The sequence below is a fragment of the Pseudoalteromonas sp. L21 genome (genome assembly GCF_021728035.1).
GTDB classification, from domain to species: Bacteria; Pseudomonadota; Gammaproteobacteria; order Enterobacterales; family Alteromonadaceae; genus Pseudoalteromonas; species Pseudoalteromonas arabiensis.
In genome coordinates, this window is sequence record NZ_JAKKCV010000002.1 from 248,874 (window position 1) to 275,370 (window position 26,497).

Annotated in this window: 19 protein-coding genes; 12 read left to right on the top strand and 7 right to left on the bottom strand. The window is 41.0% G+C overall.

From position 1 onward, the window contains the following. Positions 1 to 165: 165 nt before the first annotated feature. The 5 genes from L3V41_RS06355 to L3V41_RS06375 are packed head-to-tail and all read right to left on the bottom strand — an operon-like array spanning position 166 to position 5,657. Positions 166 to 1,017, bottom strand: a complete 852-nt coding sequence (locus tag L3V41_RS06355) for a hypothetical protein (RefSeq protein WP_062567110.1) — start codon at positions 1,015 to 1,017, stop codon at positions 166 to 168. A 17-nt stretch (positions 1,018 to 1,034) separates the two neighbouring features. Next, positions 1,035 to 1,838, bottom strand: coding sequence for a DUF1338 domain-containing protein (locus L3V41_RS06360; RefSeq protein ID WP_062567109.1), 804 nt, complete (start codon positions 1,836 to 1,838; stop codon positions 1,035 to 1,037). 40 nt (positions 1,839 to 1,878) lie between these two features. Further along, entirely contained in the window at positions 1,879 to 3,351 is a 1,473-nt protein-coding gene (astD, locus tag L3V41_RS06365; protein ID WP_237127367.1) for a succinylglutamate-semialdehyde dehydrogenase, read from the bottom strand. Positions 3,352 to 3,369: 18 nt separating this feature from the next. Beyond that, positions 3,370 to 4,404: an arginine N-succinyltransferase gene (gene astA / locus L3V41_RS06370; protein ID WP_237127368.1), complete on the bottom strand. Its 1,035-nt coding sequence runs from the start codon at positions 4,402 to 4,404 to the stop codon at positions 3,370 to 3,372. A gap of 47 nt (positions 4,405 to 4,451) precedes the next feature. Beyond that, positions 4,452 to 5,657 carry an aspartate aminotransferase family protein gene (locus tag L3V41_RS06375; RefSeq protein ID WP_062567106.1) on the bottom strand — a complete coding sequence of 402 codons (1,206 nt, stop codon included), beginning with the start codon at positions 5,655 to 5,657 and terminating at the stop codon, positions 4,452 to 4,454. Positions 5,658 to 5,861: 204 nt separating this feature from the next. Between L3V41_RS06375 and L3V41_RS06380 the strand changes: the two genes are divergently transcribed. Continuing rightward, complete coding sequence (locus L3V41_RS06380) at positions 5,862 to 6,290, top strand: Lrp/AsnC family transcriptional regulator (protein ID WP_062567105.1); 429 nt, start codon at positions 5,862 to 5,864, stop codon at positions 6,288 to 6,290. 70 nt (positions 6,291 to 6,360) lie between these two features. Here L3V41_RS06380 and L3V41_RS06385 read toward each other — a convergent pair whose 3' ends face one another. Continuing rightward, positions 6,361 to 7,287 carry a hypothetical protein gene (locus L3V41_RS06385; RefSeq protein ID WP_237115315.1) on the bottom strand — a complete coding sequence of 309 codons (927 nt, stop codon included), beginning with the start codon at positions 7,285 to 7,287 and terminating at the stop codon, positions 6,361 to 6,363. A 44-nt stretch (positions 7,288 to 7,331) separates the two neighbouring features. After that, positions 7,332 to 9,218, bottom strand: a complete 1,887-nt coding sequence (locus tag L3V41_RS06390; RefSeq protein WP_157066142.1) for an EAL domain-containing protein — start codon at positions 9,216 to 9,218, stop codon at positions 7,332 to 7,334. A gap of 591 nt (positions 9,219 to 9,809) precedes the next feature. Here L3V41_RS06390 and L3V41_RS06395 point away from each other — a divergent pair. The 11 genes from L3V41_RS06395 to rluF all read left to right on the top strand — a co-directional run bounded on the left by L3V41_RS06395 (position 9,810) and on the right by rluF (position 26,364). Further along, positions 9,810 to 10,109, top strand: a complete 300-nt coding sequence (locus L3V41_RS06395; RefSeq protein WP_062567102.1) for an isoamylase early set domain-containing protein — start codon at positions 9,810 to 9,812, stop codon at positions 10,107 to 10,109. A gap of 11 nt (positions 10,110 to 10,120) precedes the next feature. Beyond that, the gene (malQ, locus tag L3V41_RS06400) at positions 10,121 to 12,097 is read left to right on the top strand and encodes a 4-alpha-glucanotransferase (RefSeq protein ID WP_237127369.1); all 1,977 of its coding nucleotides are present in this window, start codon (positions 10,121 to 10,123) and stop codon (positions 12,095 to 12,097) included. Then, a complete protein-coding gene (glgB, locus tag L3V41_RS06405) occupies positions 12,098 to 14,329 on the top strand; it encodes a 1,4-alpha-glucan branching protein GlgB (RefSeq protein ID WP_237127370.1) in 2,232 nt (743 codons plus the stop codon). Beyond that, positions 14,319 to 16,361 (top strand): glycogen debranching protein GlgX, encoded by a 2,043-nt coding sequence (glgX, locus tag L3V41_RS06410; RefSeq protein WP_237127371.1) that lies wholly within the window; start codon positions 14,319 to 14,321, stop codon positions 16,359 to 16,361. The genes glgB and glgX overlap by 11 nt, the downstream gene beginning before the upstream one ends. A 4-nt stretch (positions 16,362 to 16,365) precedes the next feature. After that, on the top strand, positions 16,366 to 18,885 hold the full coding sequence (locus tag L3V41_RS06415; protein WP_237127372.1) for a glycogen/starch/alpha-glucan phosphorylase: 2,520 nt from the start codon (positions 16,366 to 16,368) through the stop codon (positions 18,883 to 18,885). A gap of 18 nt (positions 18,886 to 18,903) precedes the next feature. Further along, the gene (gene glgC, locus L3V41_RS06420) at positions 18,904 to 20,205 is read left to right on the top strand and encodes a glucose-1-phosphate adenylyltransferase (protein WP_237115310.1); all 1,302 of its coding nucleotides are present in this window, start codon (positions 18,904 to 18,906) and stop codon (positions 20,203 to 20,205) included. Positions 20,206 to 20,279: 74 nt separating this feature from the next. Further along, on the top strand, positions 20,280 to 21,818 hold the full coding sequence (locus L3V41_RS06425; protein ID WP_237127373.1) for a glycogen/starch synthase: 1,539 nt from the start codon (positions 20,280 to 20,282) through the stop codon (positions 21,816 to 21,818). A gap of 91 nt (positions 21,819 to 21,909) precedes the next feature. Next, positions 21,910 to 23,124 (top strand): HDOD domain-containing protein, encoded by a 1,215-nt coding sequence (locus tag L3V41_RS06430; protein WP_237115308.1) that lies wholly within the window; start codon positions 21,910 to 21,912, stop codon positions 23,122 to 23,124. A gap of 7 nt (positions 23,125 to 23,131) precedes the next feature. Continuing rightward, positions 23,132 to 24,214 (top strand): DUF418 domain-containing protein, encoded by a 1,083-nt coding sequence (locus L3V41_RS06435; RefSeq protein ID WP_237127374.1) that lies wholly within the window; start codon positions 23,132 to 23,134, stop codon positions 24,212 to 24,214. A 51-nt stretch (positions 24,215 to 24,265) separates the two neighbouring features. After that, positions 24,266 to 25,369, top strand: coding sequence for an ABC transporter substrate-binding protein (locus L3V41_RS06440; RefSeq protein ID WP_237127375.1), 1,104 nt, complete (start codon positions 24,266 to 24,268; stop codon positions 25,367 to 25,369). A 77-nt stretch (positions 25,370 to 25,446) separates the two neighbouring features. After that, positions 25,447 to 26,364 (top strand): 23S rRNA pseudouridine(2604) synthase RluF, encoded by a 918-nt coding sequence (gene rluF / locus L3V41_RS06445; protein WP_237127376.1) that lies wholly within the window; start codon positions 25,447 to 25,449, stop codon positions 26,362 to 26,364. Positions 26,365 to 26,497 lie beyond the last annotated feature (133 nt).

The following is a 26,497-nucleotide window of genomic DNA, read 5'->3' on the forward strand; positions in this document are numbered from 1 at the left end:
CGTATGTTCTGTGCAATCAAATACACTCTTGGATAGTTGCTCTATCGCCTTGCTACAAACTAGGTTTGCAATGTACTCGGATTGGCTATCATCAAGAAGCGGCGAGATAATAGATCTGCTTTTTTATTTGCGCAAGCATTATTTCAAAGATTTTTTGAATTATTTTCAGTGTGTTTTTTGAACAGGTGAAGGGGCGTTTTTAAAATTTATCCCGTATGTTTTAGTATAAATGTCGAGCATTGCTTGGGTATCTTCTGGGCGGCTATTATTAGTATGGATTTCTTTAAGGTAGGCAGCCATATCATGGGTTTTCATGTAATTGTTCATTAATTCCATGGCCCTGCGACCTTGCGGTGTTTTACTACAAGCAAAATACCCATTTATAAATTTAGGTAACTCAATAATAGGACGGGATTCAATAAGAGACTGTTGCTCAACGGTTAAATGAGCAAATAACGTTTCTTGGTAACCAATAATGAAATCGATACGATTGTTCATGAGTAGATTACTTAGTTGTAAAAATGGGTTTTCACCATATATAACAGCTACATTTGAGGCATTACTTGCAAACAATTTGTCCAGTTGTTGATAACTTGTGGATCCAATTATTCCGAAAATATAGTTTTTGTGTAGGAGTTGTTCCACTGAAATGTCAGAAGGTTTACTTTTTAGTTCATTTTTAAGACCAAATAACTGTCGTTGCACATGCATAAATGTTGGAACTGTTGAAAACAACATGTTCTGTTTGCGTTCTGGTGTTTTTATCGCATTAAAAGTACAGCTAGGTTCGTTACTTGATAAACGTTTAATTTGGCGTGCATGATTTGTAAACTGTAGCTTAAGATGGAACTCATTACCGAGTGCTGGCTGAATTGCTTTGACTAGATGGTAGTTAACGCTATTTTTATCAGTTTCATTGTCGAAATATGCATGAGATAGAATTATAAGCTTACTCTTATCACTAGCGAAAGCTGTGCTTAAGGTCAGCATTATTAAAAAAAGCAAACCTAGTCTCATGCATATCCTTTAATTATTTATCGAGCATTGGTGCTCTCAAAAATTTTGTCAGCTGATGCTGCAACAAAACCAGTGTAGAGTTCGCCATCCGGTTTTGCATAACGCAGCGCAAACTCATAAAAGCAACTCGGTACGGCAACAACACCATCGCTAAATTCAACTTCGCTATCATCAGCAAGCGTAGAAGACTGTTCAAGTAATACCTCTGGCGAACCTTTGATTTCGCCGCCCGATGTATTTAGTGCAAAACCGGCATCTTTAAGTGCTTGGTTAACACTTTCGATATCATCGAATTTCGCCAATTCATTGATGCTCACCGTAAAGTGATTAGCACGGTAACCCCACGCCGACATCCATGCTGCATATTCGCTTTCTGCTAGCAGTTTCTTGTAGGTGTCTGAACTTACTTGCCAGTGCGTACCTGAGTAAAGGAAATTATCCGCTGTTACAGCGTTTTCGTCAATCTGTTCAACCATATCGTTAACAATAGCTTGAAGCTCTTCTGAGCATTGTTCAACAAGTAATTCAGAAATGAAAACTTTAGGTTGCTTCGGATCTGAATGTTCGAAGTGCTTAGCGTATAATTTTTTCGCTTCGAAGTGGTATTCGCCGCATTCTTTGTAGCCAACTGCTAAGAAGTGCGCAGCTAGTTTTTCTAAACCGATTTTTTCATGGTTAAAGGTACGTAAAGCGATGTGATCGTTAATCACGTCATCTTTTTGTGTAGAGCCTAGTAGCTCATGTACTTTTACCGCCGATGGCGTAACTGATAAATAGTTGTCCCATAGGTTTTCAAATAGGGCGTTTACATCTGTGTGCATGTTTAATTCCTTCAATTAAGGCGGCGAGACCGCCAAACAATTATTCAATAATTAAGCCCGGCGCAAGGGTCTGTGGTAAGTTAACTTTATCGGCTTCAACAGAAGCAACAGGGTATGCACAGTAGTCAGCAGCATAATAAGCGCTTGCTCTGTGGTTACCACTGGCACCAATACCACCAAAAGGTGCAGCGCTTGATGCGCCTGTAATTGGTCGGTTCCAGTTAACGATACCGGCACGAATACGTTTTAAGAAGTGCTGGTAGTCATCACTATCATCACTTAATAAACCAGCAGATAAACCAAATGAGGTGTTATTTGCTTCATTAATCGCACTATCGAAATCTGTATAACGGTATACCTTGATAAGCGGACCAAAGTGTTCTTCATCAGGCATGTCTTTAACAGCCGTTACATCAATAATACCTGGACTTACAAAACCAGTACCCGGTTCAAGATGCTTAAGCTCGACAAGAGAGGTTGCTCCCATATCAAGTAATTGCTGCTGAGCTGCAACCATACCGAGTGCTGCTTTTTCGCTGATCATTGCACCCATGAACGGTTGATCTTCGCTGAAGCTGTCGGCTACTTTAATGTGTTTGGTTGCAGCAATTAACTTTTCTAAAATTGCATCGCCATTTGCCGAGTTCTCAATCAATAAACGACGAGAACAGGTACAACGTTGGCCAGACGTAATAAAACCAGACTGAATAATATCGTGAACAGCGGCACTTACATCAGCAACATCTTTTACGATAAGTGGATTATTCCCACCCATCTCAAGCGCTAAGATTTTACCAGGGTGACCTGCAAATTGCTTATGTAATAGGTGACCTGTATTTGAGCTACCCGTGAAGAATAAGCCATCTATATCTTGGTGAGAAGCGAGTGCAATACCTGTGTCGACTTCACCTTGTACAAGGTTAATGACACCGGCAGGTAAGCCGGCTTTTAGCCAAAGTTTTAAGGTAAACTCTGCAACATGAGGGGTGAGTTCTGATGGTTTAAATACAACCGTATTACCCGCTAAAATAGCAGGCACAATATGACCATTCGGTAAGTGACCTGGGAAGTTATAAGGACCAAACACTGCAACAACACCATGTGGCTTGTGACGTATAAACGCTTTCGCCCCAGGCATTGGGTTTTCTGTGGTACCCGTACGTTCGTGATAGGCTCTAATAGAAATGGCAATCTTACCTGTCATTGCGCCTACTTCGGTACGTGTTTCCCAAAGTGGTTTACCTGTTTCACGGGCGATAATTGTTGCAAACTCTTCGCTATGCTCTTTAAGCTCTGCTGCAAAGTTTTCAAGAATAACAATACGCTCTTCAAGGGTCATATCAGCCCAGCCTAGCTGCGCACTACGAGCTGCTTTAATTGCATCAGCTACTTGCCCAGCCGTGGCTGTTTTACCCTGCCACACAACCTCGCCATTACTTGGGTTGATAGAACTAAAATCATGACCAAGGCCAGCTTGCCATTGGTTATCGATAAGTTGAGTTGTGACACTCATTTTAAACTCCTTAAGTGGTTACAAACGGAAGAACCGTGCTGCATCCCCTTGTTTTAATTTAAGTGCATCTGCCACTTCTTGGCTGATGATTAGCGTGTGCTTAGCGTGGTTATAATGAGCATGTTTGGTGAATGTTGCTCTAAAGTCATTCACGCCTTGATTACAAATAGCTAATGTATCTGAGCTTTTCTCATTAATGTGTGCAAGCTCACCGATGGTGATAGGACACACTTGTGACTCACGAACACTGCGAATATTGCCAAGTTTTGCTTCAACAGTGGGCCCTGCATCGAAAAGGTCGACATACCCACGGTGCTCAAACCCTTCTTTTTCTAACAGTTTAAGTGCAGGCTTTGTTTTTTCATGAACCTTACCAATCACAGCTTGCGCTTTTTTGCTCAGTAAGTTGGCGTAGATTGGGTATTTAGGCATTAATTCGCTGATAAATACTTTATCGCCTAAACCGACTAGGTGATCAGCTTGTGGAAACTCAATGCTAAAAAAGTGCTCTTGCAACCATTGCCAAAAAGGTGAATGGCCTTTTTCATCACTTACGCCACGCATTTCTGCGATGATGGTATCAGCAAAACGTTCGCTGTGCTGCGCCATAAATAGAAAGCGCGAACGCGATAAAAAGCGACCTGTTAAGCCTTTGCGGTTTTGTTCACGTAAGAACAAGGTACAAATCTCAGAGCAGCCTGTGTAGTCATTACACATACTCAGAATATCAACGGTGTTATACACGTTGAGAGTACGTGAATGGTGAACAGTTTTTCCAAGATGGTAATGATACAAAGGCACCGACATACCTACAGCGGCTTCAATCGCTGTAGTGCCGATAACGTCACCCGTTTTACTGTCTTCTAAAACAAATAAATAGGTTTCGTCTTGTGGTTTATTGATGTTTTTTGCAAAACTTTGCTCGGCGCGATCGATTTTTTCTTGTAGCAAGGTGTCATCAACAGGTAATGAGGTAAACCCATGACCAGACTCCATCGCTATTTGCTTTAACGCGGCAAAATCATTTGCTGTGATAGGACGTAATACTTGCATTCATTGCTCTCCGATGGCGCACTGGTTTAGCAGCACGCCAACTAGAATTAACCGTTTACAACGTCTGCAACCGCTTTTTCAAAGCGAGCTAAACCTTCTTTAATATCCTCAAGAGGGATAACTAAAGATGGCGTAAAGCGCACAACATTTGTACCCGCAACAAGGCTCATTAAACCGTGTTTTGTGCTTGCTACTAGGAAGTCACGTGCACGGCCTTCAAATTTGCTGTTAAGTACCGCACCTAATAATAGACCTTTACCACGTACTTCACTAAATACATCGTATTTGTCGTTAATTGCAGCAAAGCCGTCGCGTAAAAGCTGTTCACGCTCTTTAACACCTGCGAGTACTTCTTCAGTATTGACAGTATCAAAAGCCGCTTCAGCTACAGCACATGCAAGCGGGTTACCACCGTAAGTTGAACCATGTGTGCCTACTTTTAAATGCTCTGCAATGCTCGCCGTTGTGATCATCGCACCGATTGGGAAACCACCGCCTAACGCTTTTGCTGTAGTAAGAATATCTGGAGTTACACCTAAACCTTGGTATGCGTATAAATCGCCGGTACGACCAACACCTGTTTGTACTTCATCAAAAATAAGTAAAGCATTGTGTTTGTCACATAACGCGCGAACACCTTTAATAAACTCGTTTGTTGGTGAAATGATACCGCCTTCACCTTGTAATGGCTCCATCATTACGGCACATGTGTTGTCGCTGATAAGTGCTTCAAACGCAGCTAAATCGTTATAGTCACAGTGATCAACGGCAGCAGGTTTAGGGCCAAAGCCATCAGAGTAAGCAGCTTGACCACCTACAGTAACAGTGAAAAATGTACGACCGTGGAAACCTTTGTTAAACGCGATGATTTGGTTTTTTTGCTCGCCGTGTACATCTAATGCCCAGCGACGCGCTAATTTTAATGCCGCTTCGTTAGCCTCTGCACCTGAGTTTGCAAAGTACACTTTATCTGCAAATGTAGCGTCCGTTAACTTTTTAGCTAAGCGAAGTGCAGGCTCGTTTGTCATTACGTTTGATAAGTGCCAAATTTTTTCACCTTGCTCTTTAAGCGCATTGACAAGAGCAGGGTGACAATGACCTAAACAGTTAACGGCAATACCACCTGCAAAATCAATAAATTCTTTACCGTTTTGATCCCAAACACGTGAGCCTTTTCCGCGAACAGGGATAACCTCAGATGGGTTATAGTTTGGTACCATTACGTCGTTGAAAAGTTCTCTTGTTACTTGCATTTGTTGCACCTAAATATGGCTTAGTATGAAAAAAGTTAAATTGCAAAAAATAGGTCAGTTAAGCCGTTCCTGCCTAATTAAGCACGATGAGATTATTTTTCTTATCTATTTTTACTATTATCTGGGTTAGAAACTTAAATTTGCAGTGCTATTTTGTGAAAAATGACTAAAATAAAAAGCAAATTAACGAAAAGAGTAGTCAAAGTGATAACGCCACAAGACGAAAAGCTATTATCTATACTAAGAACAAATGCCCGCGCCAGTATCTCTGACCTAGCCAGGGCGCTTAACTTATCGCGCTCAACAGTGCAAAGCCGAATGTTAAAACTAGAAGAAACAGGTGTGATCAAAGGCTACAGTGTTGACTATGGTGATGCCTATTTGAGCCAAATGGTATCGGCGCACGTTTCAATTAAAGTAAAACAAAAATTGACCACTAAAACCAATCTTGAGTTGAAGCAAATTGATGCCATTTCGCAGCTCTACGCAATTAGCGGTGAGTTTGATTTGATTGCAGTTGTGCAAGCACAAAACCTTGAAAAGCTGAGCCACCTTTTAGATGATATTGGTAACTTAGATGGGGTTGAGCGTACTACATCGTCAGTGATTTTAGAGACGAAATTTAAACGTTAACCCTTAATTTGGATCAAGGTTGTTTTTACTCGGTTCAGAAATTACTCATTCAGTTTTTGGCTATAGATATTTAATTTGTATCTGCTTGAGGTGCTTTGCGAATGACTTTCTTTTCGACTTCATCAAGTTGTATAACATATGCATTGCCACCGATACCTTTAAATTCTTCATCGGTAAACACGATGGTGTTGTCATCGTAAAATGTGATAGCTTCTTTTTGAGTGACGATACCTAAGTCTATACGTGACACATCACCTGAGAAGAACTTATCGCCTTTAAAGTTTTCAAATAACCAGATGCTAGTCGAATCAAGTAAAACAAGTTTACTTCTGTCAGGGCTTAACGCGGCAGATGTGACCCAGCATAACTTTTCCATCGTCGTGCAGGTTTTGAATGAGTCAATTAATTCGGCATCGAAATTTGCGGCATGGTCGCCTACTTTATAAACATTGGTAATGCCATCGAATGGCTCGGTACGGTTTTTGGTAAATAAATACAAATGATGGTTAAAAGCAACAAATGCTTCTAAGTCAAAGTTACGTTTATTGGGGAGGATTGGGCTGCCATCCATTTCAGGGTAGGTGAATTTTATGATTTCAGCTTGTGTTGTATTACCCTTTATATCAATAGGGTTTTCTATTTTATAAATGGTTAGCCATTTTCGGTCATTGTTATTATTGCCAAAATCCCCTAAAAAGAAATGCCCGAACCTATTTTGAGTCATATCTTCCCAATCAATGTTTTTGGCATTGGTGACTAACACTTCTTTTGCGATTGAGCCATCCTCATTTAAACGATACAGTTTTGGCTGGTCGCCACTATCGTTAATTGCCCAAAGGCGATGCTTTTTATCAAATTCTATCCCTGATATTTCCTTGACTTTAGGATCAACAGATAAGCGTTTTTTACTGTATAAAGTATAAATTGATGTACCGATAAAAATACCGGCGAGCGTCACGCTCAGGGTTAGTGTAATTAATAGACTTTTTTTCAACATTAACAAGGGATTGGGATTTAGATATTAAATGTGATTATAGCTTATTAATGTTGTCTCTGTATATTCCAAACACTTGTGCCTGTTGTTGCAATAAAATTGACGTTATCGTGGAGTACTTTGTGGCCTACATTAAAAGATGATTCGGGCTGGCTAACAAGGTAACCCTGCACACTTCTAATACCCATTGATTTAACTAGTTCAAATTGTGCAAGCTCTTCAACGCCTTCGGCCACAATTTTTAAACCTAGTTTATGGCCTAACTCACTGACAGAGTGAAGTATCTTATTATATTTTGGGTTGTCATTGGCTTGCGCAATAAACAGTCTGTCCAGTTTTATTACATCAATCGGTAAGTCAGCAAGGGTACTTAAAGAGCTAAAACCAGTACCAAAGTCATCGATGGCGATAGTGATACCCTCACGGCGTAATTTCTCTAGGTCGTTTATAATTTTTTTACTTGCGGTGATTAATGTCGACTCTGTTATTTCCAACATAATAGCAGTTGCTGGCAGTCCTGTTTTAGAAAGTTTGGCCATTACCCAATCATAAATTGCCCGGTGTTTTAACTGAATGCCAGAAATATTCACCGATATTTTCACTTTCTTCATCCCCGCGTTATACCATGCAGCCATCTGCCGACATGACTCAAGCATGATCCAATCGCCGAGTTCTAAAATAAGATTCGATTCTTCAGCAATAGGAATAAACTCAACAGGAGAAATAGCGCCCTCAACTGGATGTTCCCAGCGTACCAAAGCTTCAAAATAATCGATTGCGCAATCGTCAACATCTACAATCGGTTGAAAGAATAAATGAAAGTTTTCAGAGGCAATTGCAAGGCGCATTTCCTCAAGTAAGTAATGATAGCGACGCATTTTATTGCCCATTTCAGGGGAATACACTTTAAAAATACCACGGCCATCAGTTTTGGCACGATACATCGCCACATCAGCCATTTGCAGTAATGTGTGAGGTGTCGCTGCACTGTCAGGGTAAGTTGCAATGCCTATGCTTGCGCTGATCTTAATCAGCTTATTACCGAGTACAAAATCCCTCTCGATTTCTTTTAAAACATTTTTAGCAATTTCAAGTGCTTGCTCTTTTGAGGTCAGGTGATTAATAAAGATAGAAAATTCATCTCCTCCCAAACGAGCTAAGTTTTGTTCAAGCTGGCTGGTGGCAGAAATATTGTTGAGCTTGTGATGGCGAAGCACACCCGTTAAGCGAGCAGCTACCTGAATAAGTACTTCATCGCCAAAGCTGTGGCCAAATGAATCATTTACCTGCTTAAAACCATCTAAATCGATAAATAAAAGCGCACAATTGAGTTTATCTATCTCTGCAACACTTAGTTGTCTGGCTAAATGCTCTAAATATGCATGGCGGTCTATCAGTAGGGTCAATTTGTCTTGGCAAATACTCGCCTGAGATTCACGGGTGTAAGTGGTAATGTGCGCGCTCAAAGCGTGAACATTTGCTTGTAAATTACAAAGTGTAGATTGCGAAGCTGAATGTGTGTTAGTAAGGTTTAGGTTGGAGAGTAGGGCTGAAGTTTGAACGTTAAGTTCTTTAATCGTCTGTTTCATGCTATCGCTTTGACGTCTTAGGCTGACCAACCAGGTGATAGCAATAATTAACAGCAACAAAATGATAACATTAATAGGCGCCATCAAAGTAGAAGTAATGAGCTGCTTTGTCTCAATAGCCGTGACTGTTTTTGTATCGGCTTCAACGACAACGTAATTTTGCTTGTTATGAGTGACTGTGTATTGGCCAGTTAAAAGAATGTTGTACCAAGGGGCCGGTGCTATACCTGATGGGGGGATTGCGAAAGTGGAAAGCATAGTTGTATTTGGTTGATAAGAAAGATCGTTAACCTGTTTAACTAATAAAATGTTTAAACCATAAAAAAAAGCTACTATGGTTATCATACAACTGCATACTATACGAAGAGCATTGGCCATTATTCACTACCGTCCTGGGCACTATTATATTGTTTACCAACCCGTAAGTTAATTTTTTCAGTATATGGCTTGTCACTAAAATAGACAAACCTTTTGTAATGTAATTAGAATGTTAATCTGTTAAGTAAGTAAAAAGTTGTATTTGTTGAGTGCAATAATCAGGTCTTTAATCTCTTAAAAATACTTTTTACTACACGATTAACTTCAATTTAATTCACTTTACCAACACTTACTTATTAACTACTTTTTACTGAGAAATGACTCAAGTTCAGTATTTAGAGTAAATGAGAATTTAACTTTCAAATTGGTTCGTTTATTGCTGACTTAAGGTTAGAAGTTTGATTAATCATGTTTTTGTTTGTTTTATGCACTTTTATGGTGCGTGCACAAATATTTTGCACTGTCATAATGCGTAAACAAAGATTTGATTTACTGAGTAAGGTACATGTTCTTTTAGGCAGTTTTTAGCGCATGTAATACACAGCCCCGACTGTTGAGTAGTTGAACACGGCACTGTGGCAAGGATTAATTAACCATCTGGTTGAATTGGAGCCCACTATGTTAAGTAAACGTTTTTTTAAAACCAAAGACGAAACCGAAGTTACTTTTGAATTTCAGCACCCAGACGCTGAAAATGTGCAATTAGTTGCAGAGTTTACAGATTGGCAGCCAGTGCCAATGAAATACAACAAAAAAGAACAGGTTTTCAAGTGCAAGCAGCGTTTACCGCTCGATAAACAATTTCACTTTCGTTACCTCATCAATGGTCATGTTTGGGATAACGACCATCAAGCTGACGCTTATACTCCTAATGTTTTTGGTACTGAAAATAGTGTTGTAAACACTCAACGCGCTTAATAGGTGCATTAATGCAGTCACTTTCGCAGTTATTTTATCTTTATGGTATTGGCTACGAGTATACAAAGTACACAGGCGAGCATGTTGTTTTCGATGAGAATACTCGCGCTTGTGCCTTACGTTGCTGCGGTATTCATACTGACGACATAAATACAATTGAACAGCTAAACTTTACGCTTGATGCAGGTAATTGGCTCAATTTATTGCCGCCGGTAAGCCTTGTCAGCGCTGAAAACCGACTGTTAAAAGTGCGTATAGATGAGCGCTTACTTGAGCATCATTGTGAGCTATCAATCCCGTCACTCGGAATAACCGCTAACAGAGAAAGCTTTGTAGGTTTAGATGTATTAGGTGACTATGGTTTAAATGGTGTTCGTTATATCGAGGTCGCGCTACCTGTGCCGCCTATGCCTATTGGTTATCATGATGCGTATATATCTGTGGCAGATCAACACAGTCGTAGTCAACTTTGGATAACCCCTCAAACATGTTTTCAAGTTGAAGATAAAAAACGTTTGGGTTTATCTATTCAGCTCTACAGTTTAGTGAATCATGCAGGCTTTGGTATTGGTGATTTTGCTGACTTGGCTTCCCTTATTCGTGATGCGGCCAGCCATGGGATGGATTATATTTTACTCAACCCACTACATTTACTTTTTGAACACGCCCCAGAGCGGGCAAGCCCATACAGCCCAAACAGCCGTGCTTTGTTAAACCCGCTGTATATAGCGGTGTCTCTATGTGAGGACGCAAAGCACAATACTAAGCTTGAAAAATTATTGGCTGAGCTGCCAATCAACTCAGAACAGTTCATAGATTACACCCTAGTCACTGATTTTAAATATAACGTGTTCGATTGCTTATACGCACACTTTTGCAATACCGCATCGGACGAACGTAAAGCCCAATTCGACGAGTTTTGTAACGTACATAGCCAAAGCCTAGCAACACTGGATGCAGAAGATAGCCGATACGCAAGTTACTTACAGTGGCTTGCGCACTCTCAGCTAAACTTTTGCCAACAACTAGCTGCTGATTGCTATATGGATATTGGTTTAATAAACGACTTGGCAGTGGGCTGCGCTGGAGATGGCAGTGAGTTTAAAAGTCAATATACGTTATTTTCTCATGGTGCTTATGTTGGTGCACCACCGGATCCTTGGGCAGAGCGAGGCCAAAATTGGGGGCTACCTGCATTAGACCCACAAAAACTCAGTACAGATCACTTTGCATTTTACCGTTCTTTAATTCGCGCCAATATGGAAGATGTAGGCGGACTGAGAATTGACCATGTTATGGCTATACGCAGATTATGGTGGTGTTTTGAGAACCAAGGACAGCAAGATGGTTGTTATGTTTATTACCCATTTGAACATCTTCTTGCCATTTTAAAAATAGAATCTCATCTTAATCAGTGTGTCGTAATTGGTGAAGATTTAGGGGTTGTCCCTAATGAAGTAAGAGAGGCACTTGAAGCAAGTGCTATTTATTCAAATGGTTTGTTTTATTTTGAAAAAGATCAGGATGGGGAATTCCTCTTGGCTGAACATTTTTCGCAGCACAGTTTATTAATGATTGCCAATCATGATGTCCCGCCATTTTCTGGTTGGTGGACTGGTTATGATATCACTGTAAAACAGCAATATGGATTGATAAATGAGGCCGAGAGCTATGAACTTATCGCAGCGCGAGACATTGAAAAACAAAGGATGTTGCATTTTATTTATCGTCAAAGTGCGAAGGAGTTAAGCCCTAATGCACAGGCACAAGAAGTGTATGAAGCATTAGCGACATGTCTTGCTAAGGCTCCTGCACAGTTATTTACCATTCAAATAGATGATTTAGACGAGCAAGTATTGCCCGTAAACATCCCTGGCACTGATCAAGAATACCCAAATTGGCGGCGTTTATTGTCACGTTCGGCAAAGCATATTATCGATTCTAAAGCATCATTGTTAGCCAATTTAATCTCCATAAGGAAGCAATAAATGCAAAGTCGTGTCCGCCAAGAGCACATTGAACAACCACTGATTTATCAGGCACAGATCACGGCTTTAACTGCTGGCTGCTTTAAAGATCCATTCAGCTTTTTAGGGCCACATAAAGTGAATAGTGAAAGTTATGAAGTACGTTGCTTTTTACCAGGAGCAAAAACAGTATCCGTTGTGCTCGATTCACTCATTGTACCAGCACACAGGCAAGGGCAAAGTGATTTGTTTGTTGCGACAATCCATACAGAGTCTGCTCCTGAGTACAAACTTGACGTCAACTATGAGCAAGGGTGCGAGCAACAGTACGATGAATATAGCTTTGTAAGCACACTCGACGAACAGGCAATGTATTTGTTCAATGAGGGCAGCCTTGAGCATGCTTATAAACACTTTGGTGCTCATTTTACAGATCAGCAGGGTGTACAAGGAGTCCGTTTTGTAGTGTGGGCACCTAACGCCGCGAGTGTCTCAGTCATTGGGGATTTTAATTATTGGCAACGCAGCCGCCATTTTATGCGGTTTCATCCTGCAAGTGGTGTGTGGGAGTTATTTATTCCTGCACTAAAAGTAGACCAATGTTATAAGTTTGCGATTACCACTCTTAGTGGTGAAGTGCTTGAAAAAGCGGACCCATTTGCATTTAAAATGCAACAGGCGCCTGGCACTGCTTCTGTTTTACAGTGTAGCAAGGCAGAGGTACACCTTGACAAGCACGCACTGGCTAATCGCGCCAAGCGCAATAGCATTGATGCGCCAATAAGTATATATGAAGTGCATGTAGGCTCTTGGCAGCGACAAGATAATAATCGATATCTAACATGGCGAGAGCTTGCCGATTGTCTGATCCCTTACACCAAAGAACTTGGTTTTACCCACTTACAGTTAATGCCAATTAGCGAATACCCATTTGATGGTTCATGGGGTTATCAACCGGTAGGTTTATTTGCGCCAACAAGCCGTTACGGTAGCTTTGAAGATTTTGTTTATTTTGTTAATCAATGTCATCAAGCAAACTTAGGAATTATATTAGATTGGGTGCCTGGGCATTTTCCAAGTGACCCGCATGGTTTGCATTGTTTTGATGGCACTCACCTTTATGAACACGCAGACATTCGTCAGGGGTTTCACCCTGATTGGAATACCTATATCTACAACTATGATCGGGCTGAAGTACGCAGTTTTTTGATTGCGAATGCGATGTATTGGCTGCATGAATTTGGTATTGATGGCCTGCGTGTTGATGCTGTGGCGTCAATGCTTTACTTAGATTACAGCCGAGAAGAAGGGCAGTGGGTTGCTAATCAATATGGCGGCCGTGAAAATCTCGGGGCCATTGAGTGTTTAAAGCAAGTGAATATGCGCTGCTACGCAAACAATCCAGGCATCATGATGGTGGCAGAAGAGTCAACAGCATGGCCTGGTGTTACACGCCAAGTTGATCATGATGGCTTAGGATTTGGCTACAAATGGAATATGGGCTGGATGAATGACAGTCTGCACTACATGCAGCGAGACCCACTATACCGTGCGCATCACCACCACGAAATGACTTTCTCAATGGTTTATGCTTACAGTGAAAATTATATTTTGCCTCTCAGTCACGATGAGGTTGTACATGGCAAAAGGTCGCTTATTGAAAAAATGCCCGGCGATGATTGGCAAAAATTCGCTAATTTAAGAGCCTATTATGCGTTTATGTGGGCGCATCCAGGCAAAAAGCTCCTTTTTATGGGGGCTGAAATAGCGCAACGTAACGAGTGGAATCACGATCAATCGTTAGATTGGCACTTACTTGAGCATATTAGTCATTGTGGTGTGCAGCAAACCATTAAAGAGTTAAATGATCTCTATCGCAATACGCCCGCACTGTACGAACAAGACACCAGCCCTGCTGGGTTTGCTTGGCTCGATAGCAACAATGCAAAGCAAAGTATTTTTAGTTTCATTCGCTATGCAAAACAAGCCGATGATTTTGTAATTGTGATCAGCAATTTAACCCCGCAGGTCTATCATGACTTCATCGTTGGTGTACCTAAAGCGGGTGATTATCAGGTTGTTTTTAACACCGATAAGCAAGATTATTTTGGCTCAGGTGTAGAAGTGACAGGCATGGCAAATCAAACAATAAGTACGCAAACGACGCTAAGTCACGGCTTTAAACAAAGTTTGAGTATTTCTTTACCTGGCCTTGCCACAATTTACCTTAAAAAGGTGAATCATGAGTCATAGTGTGCGGTTGGAAATCGGCTTTACGCAGCCTCTGGGGTCATCCGTTGTTGAAGAGGGGGTTAACTTTGCCGTCTATGCGCCACAGGCAAAGCATATCTCACTGTGCTTGTTTGATAGTAGTGGTCACTCGGAAGTATTAACGCTACCGATGAATATGAACGAAGGAGGTGTGTGGACACTTTTGGTCAGCCCATTAAAAAAAGGAGCGTTATATGGCTTTCGTGCCGATGGTGAATATGCACCTGATAAAGGAGTGTTTTTTAATAAACACAAACTCCTGTTAGACCCATATGCGCAGGACTTTTACGGTGAATTTACTTGGAGTGAACGCCACTATGGGCAAATGCCGGTAGGCACCTTAAGTGAAGTGAATAATGCCATTGATATGCCTAAGTCGCGTGTCGGAGAAGTTAAGCCATATTCGGGTAAAAGACCAAATCACAGCTGGGGCAAAACCGTGATTTATGAGTGCCATGTTAAAGGGGCAACATGTAGACACCCAGACATTCCAAAGCCATTACAAGGAAAGTTTTTAGGCTTGAGCCATCCTCGTTTCATTGAGCATTTACGTACGTTGGGCATAACTTGCTTGGAGTTATTGCCTGTGCAAGCTTTTATCAGTGAACAGTTTCTTACTGCCAAAGGGTTACAAAATTATTGGGGTTATAACACCTTAAACTTTTTCACTCCCCATAAAGATTACTTGGTTAAAGATGATGTCAGTGAATTTCAAGATATGGTGGCAACCCTTCATAAAGCAGACATTGAAGTTATTTTAGATGTTGTTTACAACCATACTGCCGAGGCTGGCACGGATGGTCCTTTGTTATCACTGCGAGGCTTAGATAATCTAGGCTATTACCGAACAGTGCCTGAAAAACCATCACATTATATTAATGACACGGGGTGTGGCAATACGCTCAACATTGACTCTCCACGCACATTGCAATTGGTACTCGACAGTTTACGCTATTGGGTTGAAATAATGGGCGTGGATGGTTTTCGATTTGATCTTGCGACTATCTTAGGGCGCAACCCAAACGGTTTTAATCAAGCCCATTCATTTTTACAGGCAATAAACCAAGACCCTGTACTTAATAAAGTAAAGTTAATTGCTGAGCCTTGGGATATTGGGCCTGGAGGCTATCAACTTGGTGCTTTCCCTGCGCCTTGGCGTGAGTGGAATGATCAATACCGCGATACCGTTCGACGTTTTTGGAAACAAGAGCCAGGCTTAATTGGTGAACTTGCAAAACGCTTACATGGTTCTTTCGATCTATTTGAGCATAACTTACGAGGCCCTTTAAACAGTATTAACTTTATCACTAGCCATGACGGATTTACGCTGGCAGATTTAGTCAGTTACGAACAAAAGCATAATGAAGCTAATGGCGAACAAAATCGTGATGGTCATAGTGCTAATTATTCATTTAACTGTGGAGTTGAAGGCTTTACTAACGATGCAAAAGTAAGCTCATTACGATTACAACAACAAAAAAATATGTTGCTAACTTTATTGCTTTCCAAAGGCGTGCCTATGCTTGCGTCGGGCAGTGAAATGGCTCACTCACAGGGCGGTAATAATAATGCGTATTGCCAAAATAACCGCACCAGTTGGCTTGCTTGGAAAGATTCTCAATTAAGCCACCCATTGACTCGATTCATTGATGATGTGCTGCGTTTACGCAAACAATTTAGTGTCTTTAAGCACCGTTTCTTTGTGCACGATGATGACACGCGGTATGACGTCGCATGGTTTACCGAAGAGGGTAACGCAATGCAACAGGACGACTGGCATGAAGCTGAGCGTCAGTTCCTAATGTATAGCTTAACCGATAAACATACACACCAAGCACTCTTAATCATTCTAAATGCAGGGTCTGAGGCTGTTAGCTGTCAACTTCCTCATTTAGAAAAAGCGAAGTGGCAGCTCGCTGTTAGCAGTATTCATCCAATATCCGCCAATGAAGATATGAAACAACAAATAGCTGCAATGAGTAGCTGGGTTTTTACCGCCAATTCAGAGGACTAAAGTCATGACTAAAAATGCTGAGCAAGCATGTGTTGTAAAAGGGTGGCAAGACGCGCCAATTATTGATGAAAGCACCTTAGAGGATGATTTATCACGCCATTTTTACTACACCTTAGGGCGTGACAAAGTCGGCAAGTCACAACTGTATTTATATCATGCGTTAGCATTAACAATACGTGACAGGCTGGTGGCTCGCTGCCGTGTAACTAAGCAGCAAATACATGAACAAAAGCGTCGAAAAACTGCCTATTTATCACTGGAGTTTTTAATGGGACGGGCACTTGGCAATGCAATTTTGAATCTTGATTTAGATGAGCAAGTTGAAAAAGCATTGCAGCAATATTGTACTGAACTTGAACAAGTTGCAGAAGCTGAACACGATGCAGGGCTTGGCAATGGTGGCTTAGGGCGTCTTGCAGCGTGTTTTTTGGATAGCTGCGCCAGTCTTGCTCTGCCTGTTATTGGTTATGGTATCCGTTACGAATACGGTATGTTTAATCAGGCACTTGAAAATGGTCATCAAGTTGAGCAACCAGATAACTGGCTACGCGAAGGCCATCCGTGGGAATTAAGCGCACCAGAGCAGTCAAAACGGGTTAAATTTTTTGGTCACCTAGACAGCTATACAGATAAACAAGGACGAGTACATCGTCAGTGGCTTGATACCCAAGACGTACTCGCCGTACCTTATGATGTGCCAATTCCTGGCTATAAAAATGACATAGTTAACACCTTGCGTTTGTGGAAGTCAGAAGCCACCGATGAGTTTGATTTAAGTGAGTTCAATGCAGGCAGTTACTCTGAGGCTGTGGCACGTAAGAACTTAGCAGAGCAAATTACCATGGTGCTATATCCCAACGATAGTAGCGAAAACGGTAAAGAGCTGCGTTTACGTCAACAATACTTTTTATCATCGGCCAGTATTCAAGACATCATTGATATTTGGGTTAATCAGTACGGTGAAGACTTTTCTGACTTTGCCGATCATCATGTATTTCAGTTAAACGACACTCACCCTAGTATCGCTGTAGCAGAGCTCATGAGACTACTTGTCGATGATTATGAGCTTGATTGGGATGAAGCGTGGCTAATTACCACAAAAACAATGGCATACACAAACCATACACTGTTACCTGAAGCACTTGAAAAGTGGTCGGTGTCATTATTTTCTCGTTTACTGCCCCGTGTTTTAGAAATTATTTATGAGATTAATGCTCGTTTTCTAGCTGAGGTTGCACAAGCGTGGCCAGGCGATGTTGGCAAGCAACAAGCTTTGTCGTTAATTGAAGAAGGTGGCGAGCCGCAAATTCGTATGGCGTATTTAGCGATTGTTGGTAGCTACTCCGTCAATGGTGTAGCAGCCCTGCATACTGAACTATTGAAAGCTGGCTTATTTAATGACTTTTATCAGTTATGGCCTAACAAATTCAATAACAAGACAAATGGTGTAACTCCTCGTCGCTGGCTTGCTCATTGTAACCCTGCGTTAAGCACATTAATTACCAGCAAAATCGGTGATGATTGGGTTGCTGATTTCAGCAAAATTAGCCTGCTACGTCGTTATTACGACGATGAAGCCTTCCACAAACAATGGCAAGCAGTTAAATGCACTAACAAACAGCGTTTAGTTGATTTAGTTAAAGCCCGCTGTGGTGTTGAGTTTGATTCTTCAATGATGTTCGATGTGCAAGTTAAGCGTATTCATGAATACAAACGCCAGCTTTTGAATGTACTGCATATCATTCATTTATATGATCGAATTCGTCAAGGCCACACAGACAATATTGTGCCACGCTGTGTGTTACTTGGTGGCAAAGCAGCACCTGGCTATTACATGGCGAAGAAGATCATTAAGTTAATTAATAACGTCGCTGAGGTTATCAATAAAGATCCACTCGCTCAGCCCTACTTACGTGTTGCGTTTTTGCCTAATTATAATGTCACCGCAATGGAAACTATTTGCCCTGCAACGGATTTATCAGAGCAAATTTCAACAGCAGGTAAAGAAGCATCAGGCACGGGTAATATGAAATTCATGATGAATGGTGCACTGACCATTGGCACATTAGATGGTGCAAACATTGAGATTCGAGATGCGGTTGGTGCAGACAACTTTTTCTTATTTGGTGCCCGCGCAGAACAAATTGACGATATTAAAGCCCATTATAACCCTGAGCAAATTATTCAACAAACTGACAGCTTATATAAGGTGATGCAGCTCATTGAAAGTGGGCATTTTAATCTTTTTGAACCCAATTTATTTGACGACATCATTGCCGCGATTAAAAGCCCACACGATCCTTGGTTAGTCGCCCATGATTTTGCCAGCTTTGTACAAGCGCAAGAACATGTTGAGCAAGCCTATTTAGACACATCACATTGGACCAAAATGAGCATTTTGAATACGGCCGCCAGTGGTATGTTTTCGAGCGATAGAACCATAAGCCAATACAGTGACGACATATGGCATTTGGAACCACTTTTGGATACTCGCACACAGCAACACACAGAAAAAAGTAGCTAACTTAAGACGGAGAGAGTTATGCCAAGTTATGCAAATCGATATATAAGTAGTTTAACAAGAGAAACGTATGCCCTAATTTTAGCGGGTGGGCGAGGTTCACGTTTACACGAATTAACAGATTGGCGAGCGAAACCGGCTGTGTACTTTGGTGGTAAGCATCGAATTATCGACTTCCCATTGTCCAACTGTATAAACTCAGGAATTCGTCGAGTGGGGATTGCTACTCAGTACAAATCACACTCATTAATTCGTCATGTAAATCGTGCTTGGGGGCACTTTAAGAAAGAGCTGGGAGAATCAGTTGAAATACTGCCTGCATCTCAGCGTTATGGTGATGAGTGGTATTGTGGTACTGCGGATGCTGTTTTTCAGAATATGGATATTATTCGCCATGAACTACCTAAGTATGTAATGATTTTGTCTGGGGATCATGTTTACCGTATGGACTATGGCGGCCTGTTAGCTAAGCACGTGGAAACAGGGGCTGATATGACAGTATGCTGCATTGAAGTACCTTGTGAAGAAGCCGCAAATACTTTTGGTGTGATGACAGTTGATGATACTAAACGGGTTCGCCGCTTTGATGAAAAGCCAGCAAACCCGAGCTCTGTACCTGGCAAACCTGGCACATGTTTGGCATCAATGGGGAATTATGTTTTCAATACCGAGTTTTTGTTTGAACAGCTAAAAAAAGATGCTGAAACAGAAGGCTCTGGCAGAGACTTTGGCCACGATATTATTCCTGCCATAATCGAAGAGCATAATGTGTATGCGTATCCATTTAGAGATCCAGGCTTTGAAGGTCAGCCGTATTGGCGCGATGTTGGCACCCTAGACTCGTTTTGGGAAGCCAATATGGAGCTAGTAATGCCTGAACCGCAACTTGATTTATATGACCCAAGTTGGCCTATTTGGACATACCAAGAGCAACTTCCACCTGCTAAATTTATTTTCGATAATGATGACAGGCGCGGTATGGCAGTGGATTCCACTGTTTCAGGTGGGTGTATTATTTCGGGCTCGTTAGTGAGAAAGTCACTGCTGTTTTCGAATGTGCATGTACACTCTTATTGTGAAATAGAACAGTCGGTGATTCTACCCGGTGCAAAAATTCAGCGTAATTGTCGAATTAAACGCGCAATTATCGACCGTAGCTGTGAAATTCCGGCAGGACTGGAAATTGGCTACGATCATAAGGTCGACAAAGAAAATGGCTTTAGGGTATCCAAAAAAGGCATTGTGCTTGTTACCCGCGACATGTTGCATGAACTTGCCAAGAAACTAAAGCAACAAGAGCAGGATAACAAACGTCTTGCTTAATGCCGTGCTCATGCAGTTAGCGCGTATTGCCGTGGCTGCATGATTTAAACATATTCAAAAGGAGTACTGCAAACATGCATGTGTTGATGGTGGCTGCAGAGAATGATGCGTTACCCAATGCCAAAGTAGGTGGCGTTGCTGATGTTGTGAGAGATTGCCCAAAGGCTTTGATTGAAAAAGGCTTAACCGTTGATGTTGTTATACCTGATTATGGTTTTCATTATTTGGAGCGTCAGCACTTAGGCAGTATATCGGTTTCATTTGCAGGCAAAATAGAGCAATTAGAAGTGTGGCAGCTAGCTCAGTCGGAACAGGGCATAAAGCAACTTGTTATTTCGCATTGGGAATTTAGCCGACATCACGGTGCTGTGTATTGTAATGATGAAATAGGCCGCCCATTTGCAACAGATGCCAGTAAGTTTGCTCTGTTCAATGCGGCAGTCTGTGAGGCCTTATTACAAGGGGTTATTAATACCCCAGATGTATTACACCTACATGATTGGCATAGTGCGTGTGTTGCATTGTTATTAAAAACAGATAAGCGATTTAATCGGTTTTCAAACCTCTTTTTAGCCTACACGGTTCATAATTTAGCCCTACAAGGTATTCGCCCATTTAAGGGGGATAGCTCGAGCTTAGAAGCATGGTTTCCAAGTTTAGGCTACGATGGTCAAACATTGTGTGATCCTCGCTACCCAGATTGTTTTAACCCGATGCGCACAGCGATTAATTTAGTTGATAAAGTTCACTTGGTGTCTCCAACTTATTGCCAAGAGGTCCTTAAAGCAAGCGATGCTGACAATGGTTTTTTTGGTGGCGAAGGATTAGAGCAAGACTTACAGGCGGCTAATAAAGAAGGGCGAGTAGTTGGCATACTCAATGGCTGTGAATACTCAGTCGCAGAGCCAGATAATTGCACACTGGCTAGCCTGTATCAGCATGCCGAGTTGGCATTGTTTCAATGGATGGCAAAAAGTCCGATACTTGACTCAACCCACTACATTGCGCATCAACGGCTTTTACAGTTTAAAACACGTCCCTTTTCAGGCCCATTAGTAACCAGTGTCGGCCGTTTAACGGATCAAAAAGCCTTGCTGTTGCGGCAACCTTATAATCAACATCGTGTTATTGATGAATTGTGTGCTCGTTTAAGTACATACCATGGCTATATGATTATATTGGGCTCCGGTGATGACTCGCTTGAGCAATTAATGACCGCGGCGATGGCACGAAATGTTAACTTATTATATTTAAAAGGGTATGCACACTTAACAGGCGAATACCTATACCAGTTAGGCGATTTATTCTTAATGCCTAGCTCGTTTGAACCATGTGGTATAAGCCAGATGCTAGCGATGCGAGCAGGCCAACCATGTCTTGTTCATAGTGTGGGGGGGCTTAAAGATACAGTCGTTGATTCAGAAAATGGTTTTAGTTTTGAAGGCGCTAATCTTAGCGAGCAAAGTAGTGCACTCATTAATCGTTTTAGTGAGGTATTAGCGTTAAGGGAAACAGATTCTGAGCTGTGGTGTACAATTTGCGAGCGAGCGAAAAGTGCTCGTTTTACTTGGCAGCAAGTCGCCACAAATTATTTATCGGACTTATATCAATAAAAAATGGACTATTATTGGGAATAGGGTGACTTTTGTTTCAATTTCAGTTATTAATTACTTAGTGTTACATAATAAATAAAAAGTAGGTAAAGTGGCTGTATTTGTTGCTAGGCAAGCTGTCTTTAATCGTCGTCAACAAGTTGTCGCCTATGAGTTACTATTTCGTGATAGTGAGAAAAACTGTTTTCCGAATGTTGCTGAAAGTACTGCGACAGCACGACTTATTATGGAAAACCAGCTCAACTTAGGTACACGTCATATTACATCGGGGAAAAAAGCGTTAATTAATATTGGTCCAGAGTCTTTGAAACTGGATTTATGCGCTTTTTTGCCTAACCAAGATGTTGTTATCGAACTGTTGGAAACCATGGAGCCAACAGACGAAAACTACGCTTTTTGTCGTGAACTTTTTCATAATAACTTTAAGCTTGCTCTGGATGATTTCGTTTATCAACCAGAATGGGATCGTTTTTTAAAATTAGTACGATTAATAAAGTTTGATGTAAAACAAACGCCTTTCGAAGAGATTTCTCCTGTCGTCAATAAGCTAAAAAAGCACAAAAAAATAAAACTACTCGCTGAAAAGCTGGAAACAGAAGAAGATTACAAAAAAGCCTATGAAATGGGCTTTGATTTTTTCCAAGGCTATTTTTTTGCAAAACCAACCATGATTCAGCAGCGTGACATTAACTATAACTACGCCTTAGTGTTGTCGATTTACGCTGAAGTTATGCGACCTTCACCCGATATTAACGAAGTGGCAGGTTTGTTTTCTCTTGATACAGCCCTTGCCTATAAACTATTGCGACTGATCAACAGTGGTGTTTTTCCAATAAAAAGCAAAATAGGGTCTTTGAAACAGGCACTTGTTTATTTGGGTAATGAACGACTGAAAAAGTTTGTAAGTCTTATAATTACCGCCCATAGTGCGCAATCAAAACCAGCCGAGTTAACTCGGCTTTGTGTTGTTAGGGCACGCTTTTGTGAGTTAATAGCCTTGCAAGTCGCTAAAGAACACACTGGCGAAGCGTTTCTAACAGGTTTGTTTTCTTTGCTGGATGCTATACTTGACCAACCGATGGAAAAGCTGCTTGATAGACTACCTTTTCCTGATGATATCCATGCGGCATTGATGCAGGAAAAGAACATTCTCTACTATATACTTGAGACTGTTAAAGCTTACGAATCAGGCAGTTGGTGGGCATTAGAGCAAGCTGTTGTCTATATTAATATTGATAGTGCAGATCTTCCCAAAATCTATGAAAATGCGGTAAATTGGAGCGATAGCTGTCGGCAAAACTTATAAGTGATTTATGCGCAATATAAATATGGATGTTTTACGGGGTATCGCGGTACTTGGCCTGATGTTCATGAATGCCTATTTTTTCGGTGTTTTTGAATATGGATATGTGCCAAGTCCACAACCACCTTTATCTGATAATATAATTCATACAGCCGATCTCATTTTTATTGATGGGCGATTCAGAACACTCTTTTGCCTGTTATTTGGCGCAGGCTTAGTTATTCAACGGCAGCATCCTCAGTTACGTGATAAACAATATAATCGTTTAAAAATACTTGCCTTTATTGGTCTAGCACATGGTCTTTTACTTTGGGCTGGCGATATTCTATTAATTTATGCGTGTGCAGGTTGGTTAACATTAAAGTTTATTGACCAACCCTATAATCAACAACTAAAACAAGGCATTGGATTTTTAGCGCTTGGCGCAGCCATTTCATTTTTGCTGGCTTTTATTGAACCTGACATGAGCCCTTTAACACGTGAATCAGATACTTTTGTAGAGGCTTACCAAGACTGGCATTCATCATTTTTTTCTGGGTTTATGAGTAACATACTCATGTTTGTTGTGATGCTAATAGCGCTCCCGCTTATAACATTATGGATGGCAGCGGGTATTATGCTTATTGGTGTTGCACTCTATAAACAAGGCATTTTTGTAAACGGTTTAACGACAAAACAGCTTAACTTTATTTTACCAGCTGCCGTTGGATTTACGCTTTTGAGGTTAATAGTTGAGCCTAGCACAAGCGTTTTAACATATGCTTTAGCTGAGCCATTTAACTGGTTTGCAGCCCTTAGTACTGCTTTACTCTATATTCATTTAATTGTGAAGCTTGTCGGAAATAATAAAAATAAATATACGGCCTTACAAAATGCAGGTCGTATGTCATTGACCTTATATTTAATGCAAACAGTGATCTTTTTGTTGTGCTTTCGAATTGTATTTCCTTCCTGGGTAGTTACCTTTAATCGGATTGATTATTGGCTACTGAGCGTTTTTATTGCCCTGCTTCAACTGAGCTTTAGTGCCTTATATTTACGTTTATTTAAGCATGGTCCATGTGAATATGTATGGCGTAAATTATCGTCATAGTCGCCACTGTGTGTACTACACTTAACTTAAAGAAAATTGTTCGGGGATGTTATGCGGTTTTGGATAATTAGCTTACTAATGTTATGCACAATGCCACTTTGCGCAGTCGAGCAATTTAATGTGTTATTTGTAAATCCATCCATTAAAGAAGAACCATTTTGGCAAAAAGTGACCGACGTAATGCAGGCGGCTGCAAAGCAAACTAATGTCGATTTGGATATTATCTATGGCGGGGCGAATCGCCATATTCAACTGGAAGAACTCAAGCAATACCTCAAATACAATGCGACACCTGATTATGTTGTCTTAATTAACTATCCAGGTGGCGCTGAGCAGTCGATGAGCTTGTTAGAAAAACACAAAGTTAAGTTTATTACCCTAGAAGAAACTATTCTAGGGGCTGAGAGAGAGCAAGTCGGTGAGCCAAAACAGCATTTTAAATATTGGTTAGGCGAAGTGTATCACGACAACTTTAAAGCCGGAGAGCAACTTGGCAAAGCCCTGCTAGACAGTGCTGAAAATGCAGGTCAAACAGCGCATTTTGTTGCTATTAATGGCCACTATGGCACCGAATCTGACACACGTAGTAACGGCTTAAAGCACTTTTTAAAAGATCAGCAAGTTGAGCTAGAGCAGGTGGTGTATGCTAATTGGAACAAAACTGAAGCTACCGATAAAGTGCGCAGGCTACTACATCGCTACCCTCAAACCAACGTTATTTGGTGTGCTTCTGACTTAATGGCGCTTGGTGCACTGGATGCTGTTAAAGAGAAAAATAATAAACAGTACTTTATTGGTGGCATGGACTGGCTTGATGATAACTTAAGACTGATTGAACAAGGACGATTAACCGCAAGTGCCGGTGGGCATTTTATGATGGGGGCATGGGCATTAATAAGTCTGGTCGATCATCACAATGGTCACTCATATTGGACGAATAATAATTCTATAAAGTTTTTATTAGGTGTGATCACCAACCAAAACGTAAACGATTACAATTGGATAAGAGACATCGAAGATTGGTCTACGGTTCCCTTTGACGCATTTTTGCTCAGCGGTTCAAATAATACTGCCTATCAGCTCGATTTTGGGCGGCTGCATTCCTTATTGCTGCAAAAAAGCGCCGATGTGGCTATTGATGAATCCGCTTTTTAGACGGCCTCTATTGCGTCTGGTTTGCCTAAGCATTCTGGTATAAACTAGCGGCTTTACCATTCCAATAGAAGTACGTTATGACACAGTTAAAGCGATTAAATAAATTTATCAGTGAAACAGGGTTCTGTTCACGTCGCGAGGCCGATAAATATATTGAAGAAGGTCGCGTAACTGTTAACGGTAACTTACCTGAAATGGGCGTTAAAGTCAGTGAATCCGACGACGTACTTATCGATGGCAAAGCACTCAAAGCAAAGCCTAAACTTGTTTATATCGCTTACAACAAACCTGTGGGGATAACTTGCACCACAGAACGTAAAATTCAAAGTAATATTGTAAAAGCAGTAAACTATCCTGAGCGAATTTTTCCTATTGGTCGTTTAGATCGTCCATCCGAAGGGTTAATATTTCTAACTAACGAAGGTGACATCGTTAATAAGATTTTGCGTGCGGGTAATAATCACGAAAAAGAATACGTCGTCACCGTTGATAAACCGTTAAACCGCCAATTTGTAAATAAAATGGCAAATGGTATTCCCATCCTCGATACGGTGACAAAGAAATGTAAAGTCAAACAAACTGGCCCTCAGCAATTCACTATTGTATTGACACAAGGGCTCAACCGCCAAATTCGCCGCATGTGTGAATACCTAGGCTATGAAGTTGTGACTCTAAAACGCACGCGCATCATGAATGTGACGTTAAAAGGCTTGAAAGTAGGCCAATGGCGTCACCTGACAGAAAAAGAAATGGCTGAAATTAATAACTCCATTGCAAATTCAGGTAAAACTGAAGAACGTTCCATAGATGAAAACAAACAGCAAACCAAACCTTCGCCAAAACCTCGTGCAGAAAACGATAAAAAGCGCGACTTTTCGAAATACGTAAAAAAAGCGCGTACAGACTCAAAACAAACGAAAACTCATTCTGCAAAAAACACGCAAACAAAGCGAAGTAGTACTAAACGAGCAGGCACATTGAGTCTTAAAAAATAGCTAATAACATAAAGCGTATTTAGCTTCGAATTCAGAACTAACTAAAAAATTTCTAACTATTTTTTAGCGGCAAATAAAGTTAGGTGGACATTTACAATTTAAAAGCCCATCTAATCAATACCAGATGGGCTAA

Coding starts and splice junctions, on each gene's coding strand:
- L3V41_RS06355 (WP_062567110.1), bottom strand. CDS start 1,017: ATGAGACTAGGTTTGCTTTTTTTAATAATGCTGACCTTAAGCACAGCT.
- L3V41_RS06360 (WP_062567109.1), bottom strand. CDS start 1,838: ATGCACACAGATGTAAACGCCCTATTTGAAAACCTATGGGACAACTAT.
- astD (WP_237127367.1), bottom strand. CDS start 3,351: ATGAGTGTCACAACTCAACTTATCGATAACCAATGGCAAGCTGGCCTT.
- astA (WP_237127368.1), bottom strand. CDS start 4,404: ATGCAAGTATTACGTCCTATCACAGCAAATGATTTTGCCGCGTTAAAG.
- L3V41_RS06375 (WP_062567106.1), bottom strand. CDS start 5,657: ATGCAAGTAACAAGAGAACTTTTCAACGACGTAATGGTACCAAACTAT.
- L3V41_RS06385 (WP_237115315.1), bottom strand. CDS start 7,287: ATGTTGAAAAAAAGTCTATTAATTACACTAACCCTGAGCGTGACGCTC.
- L3V41_RS06390 (WP_157066142.1), bottom strand. CDS start 9,218: ATGATAACCATAGTAGCTTTTTTTTATGGTTTAAACATTTTATTAGTT.
- L3V41_RS06395 (WP_062567102.1), top strand. CDS start 9,810: ATGTTAAGTAAACGTTTTTTTAAAACCAAAGACGAAACCGAAGTTACT.
- malQ (WP_237127369.1), top strand. CDS start 10,121: ATGCAGTCACTTTCGCAGTTATTTTATCTTTATGGTATTGGCTACGAG.
- glgB (WP_237127370.1), top strand. CDS start 12,098: ATGCAAAGTCGTGTCCGCCAAGAGCACATTGAACAACCACTGATTTAT.
- glgX (WP_237127371.1), top strand. CDS start 14,319: ATGAGTCATAGTGTGCGGTTGGAAATCGGCTTTACGCAGCCTCTGGGG.
- L3V41_RS06415 (WP_237127372.1), top strand. CDS start 16,366: ATGACTAAAAATGCTGAGCAAGCATGTGTTGTAAAAGGGTGGCAAGAC.
- glgC (WP_237115310.1), top strand. CDS start 18,904: ATGCCAAGTTATGCAAATCGATATATAAGTAGTTTAACAAGAGAAACG.
- L3V41_RS06425 (WP_237127373.1), top strand. CDS start 20,280: ATGCATGTGTTGATGGTGGCTGCAGAGAATGATGCGTTACCCAATGCC.
- L3V41_RS06435 (WP_237127374.1), top strand. CDS start 23,132: ATGCGCAATATAAATATGGATGTTTTACGGGGTATCGCGGTACTTGGC.
- L3V41_RS06440 (WP_237127375.1), top strand. CDS start 24,266: ATGCGGTTTTGGATAATTAGCTTACTAATGTTATGCACAATGCCACTT.
- rluF (WP_237127376.1), top strand. CDS start 25,447: ATGACACAGTTAAAGCGATTAAATAAATTTATCAGTGAAACAGGGTTC.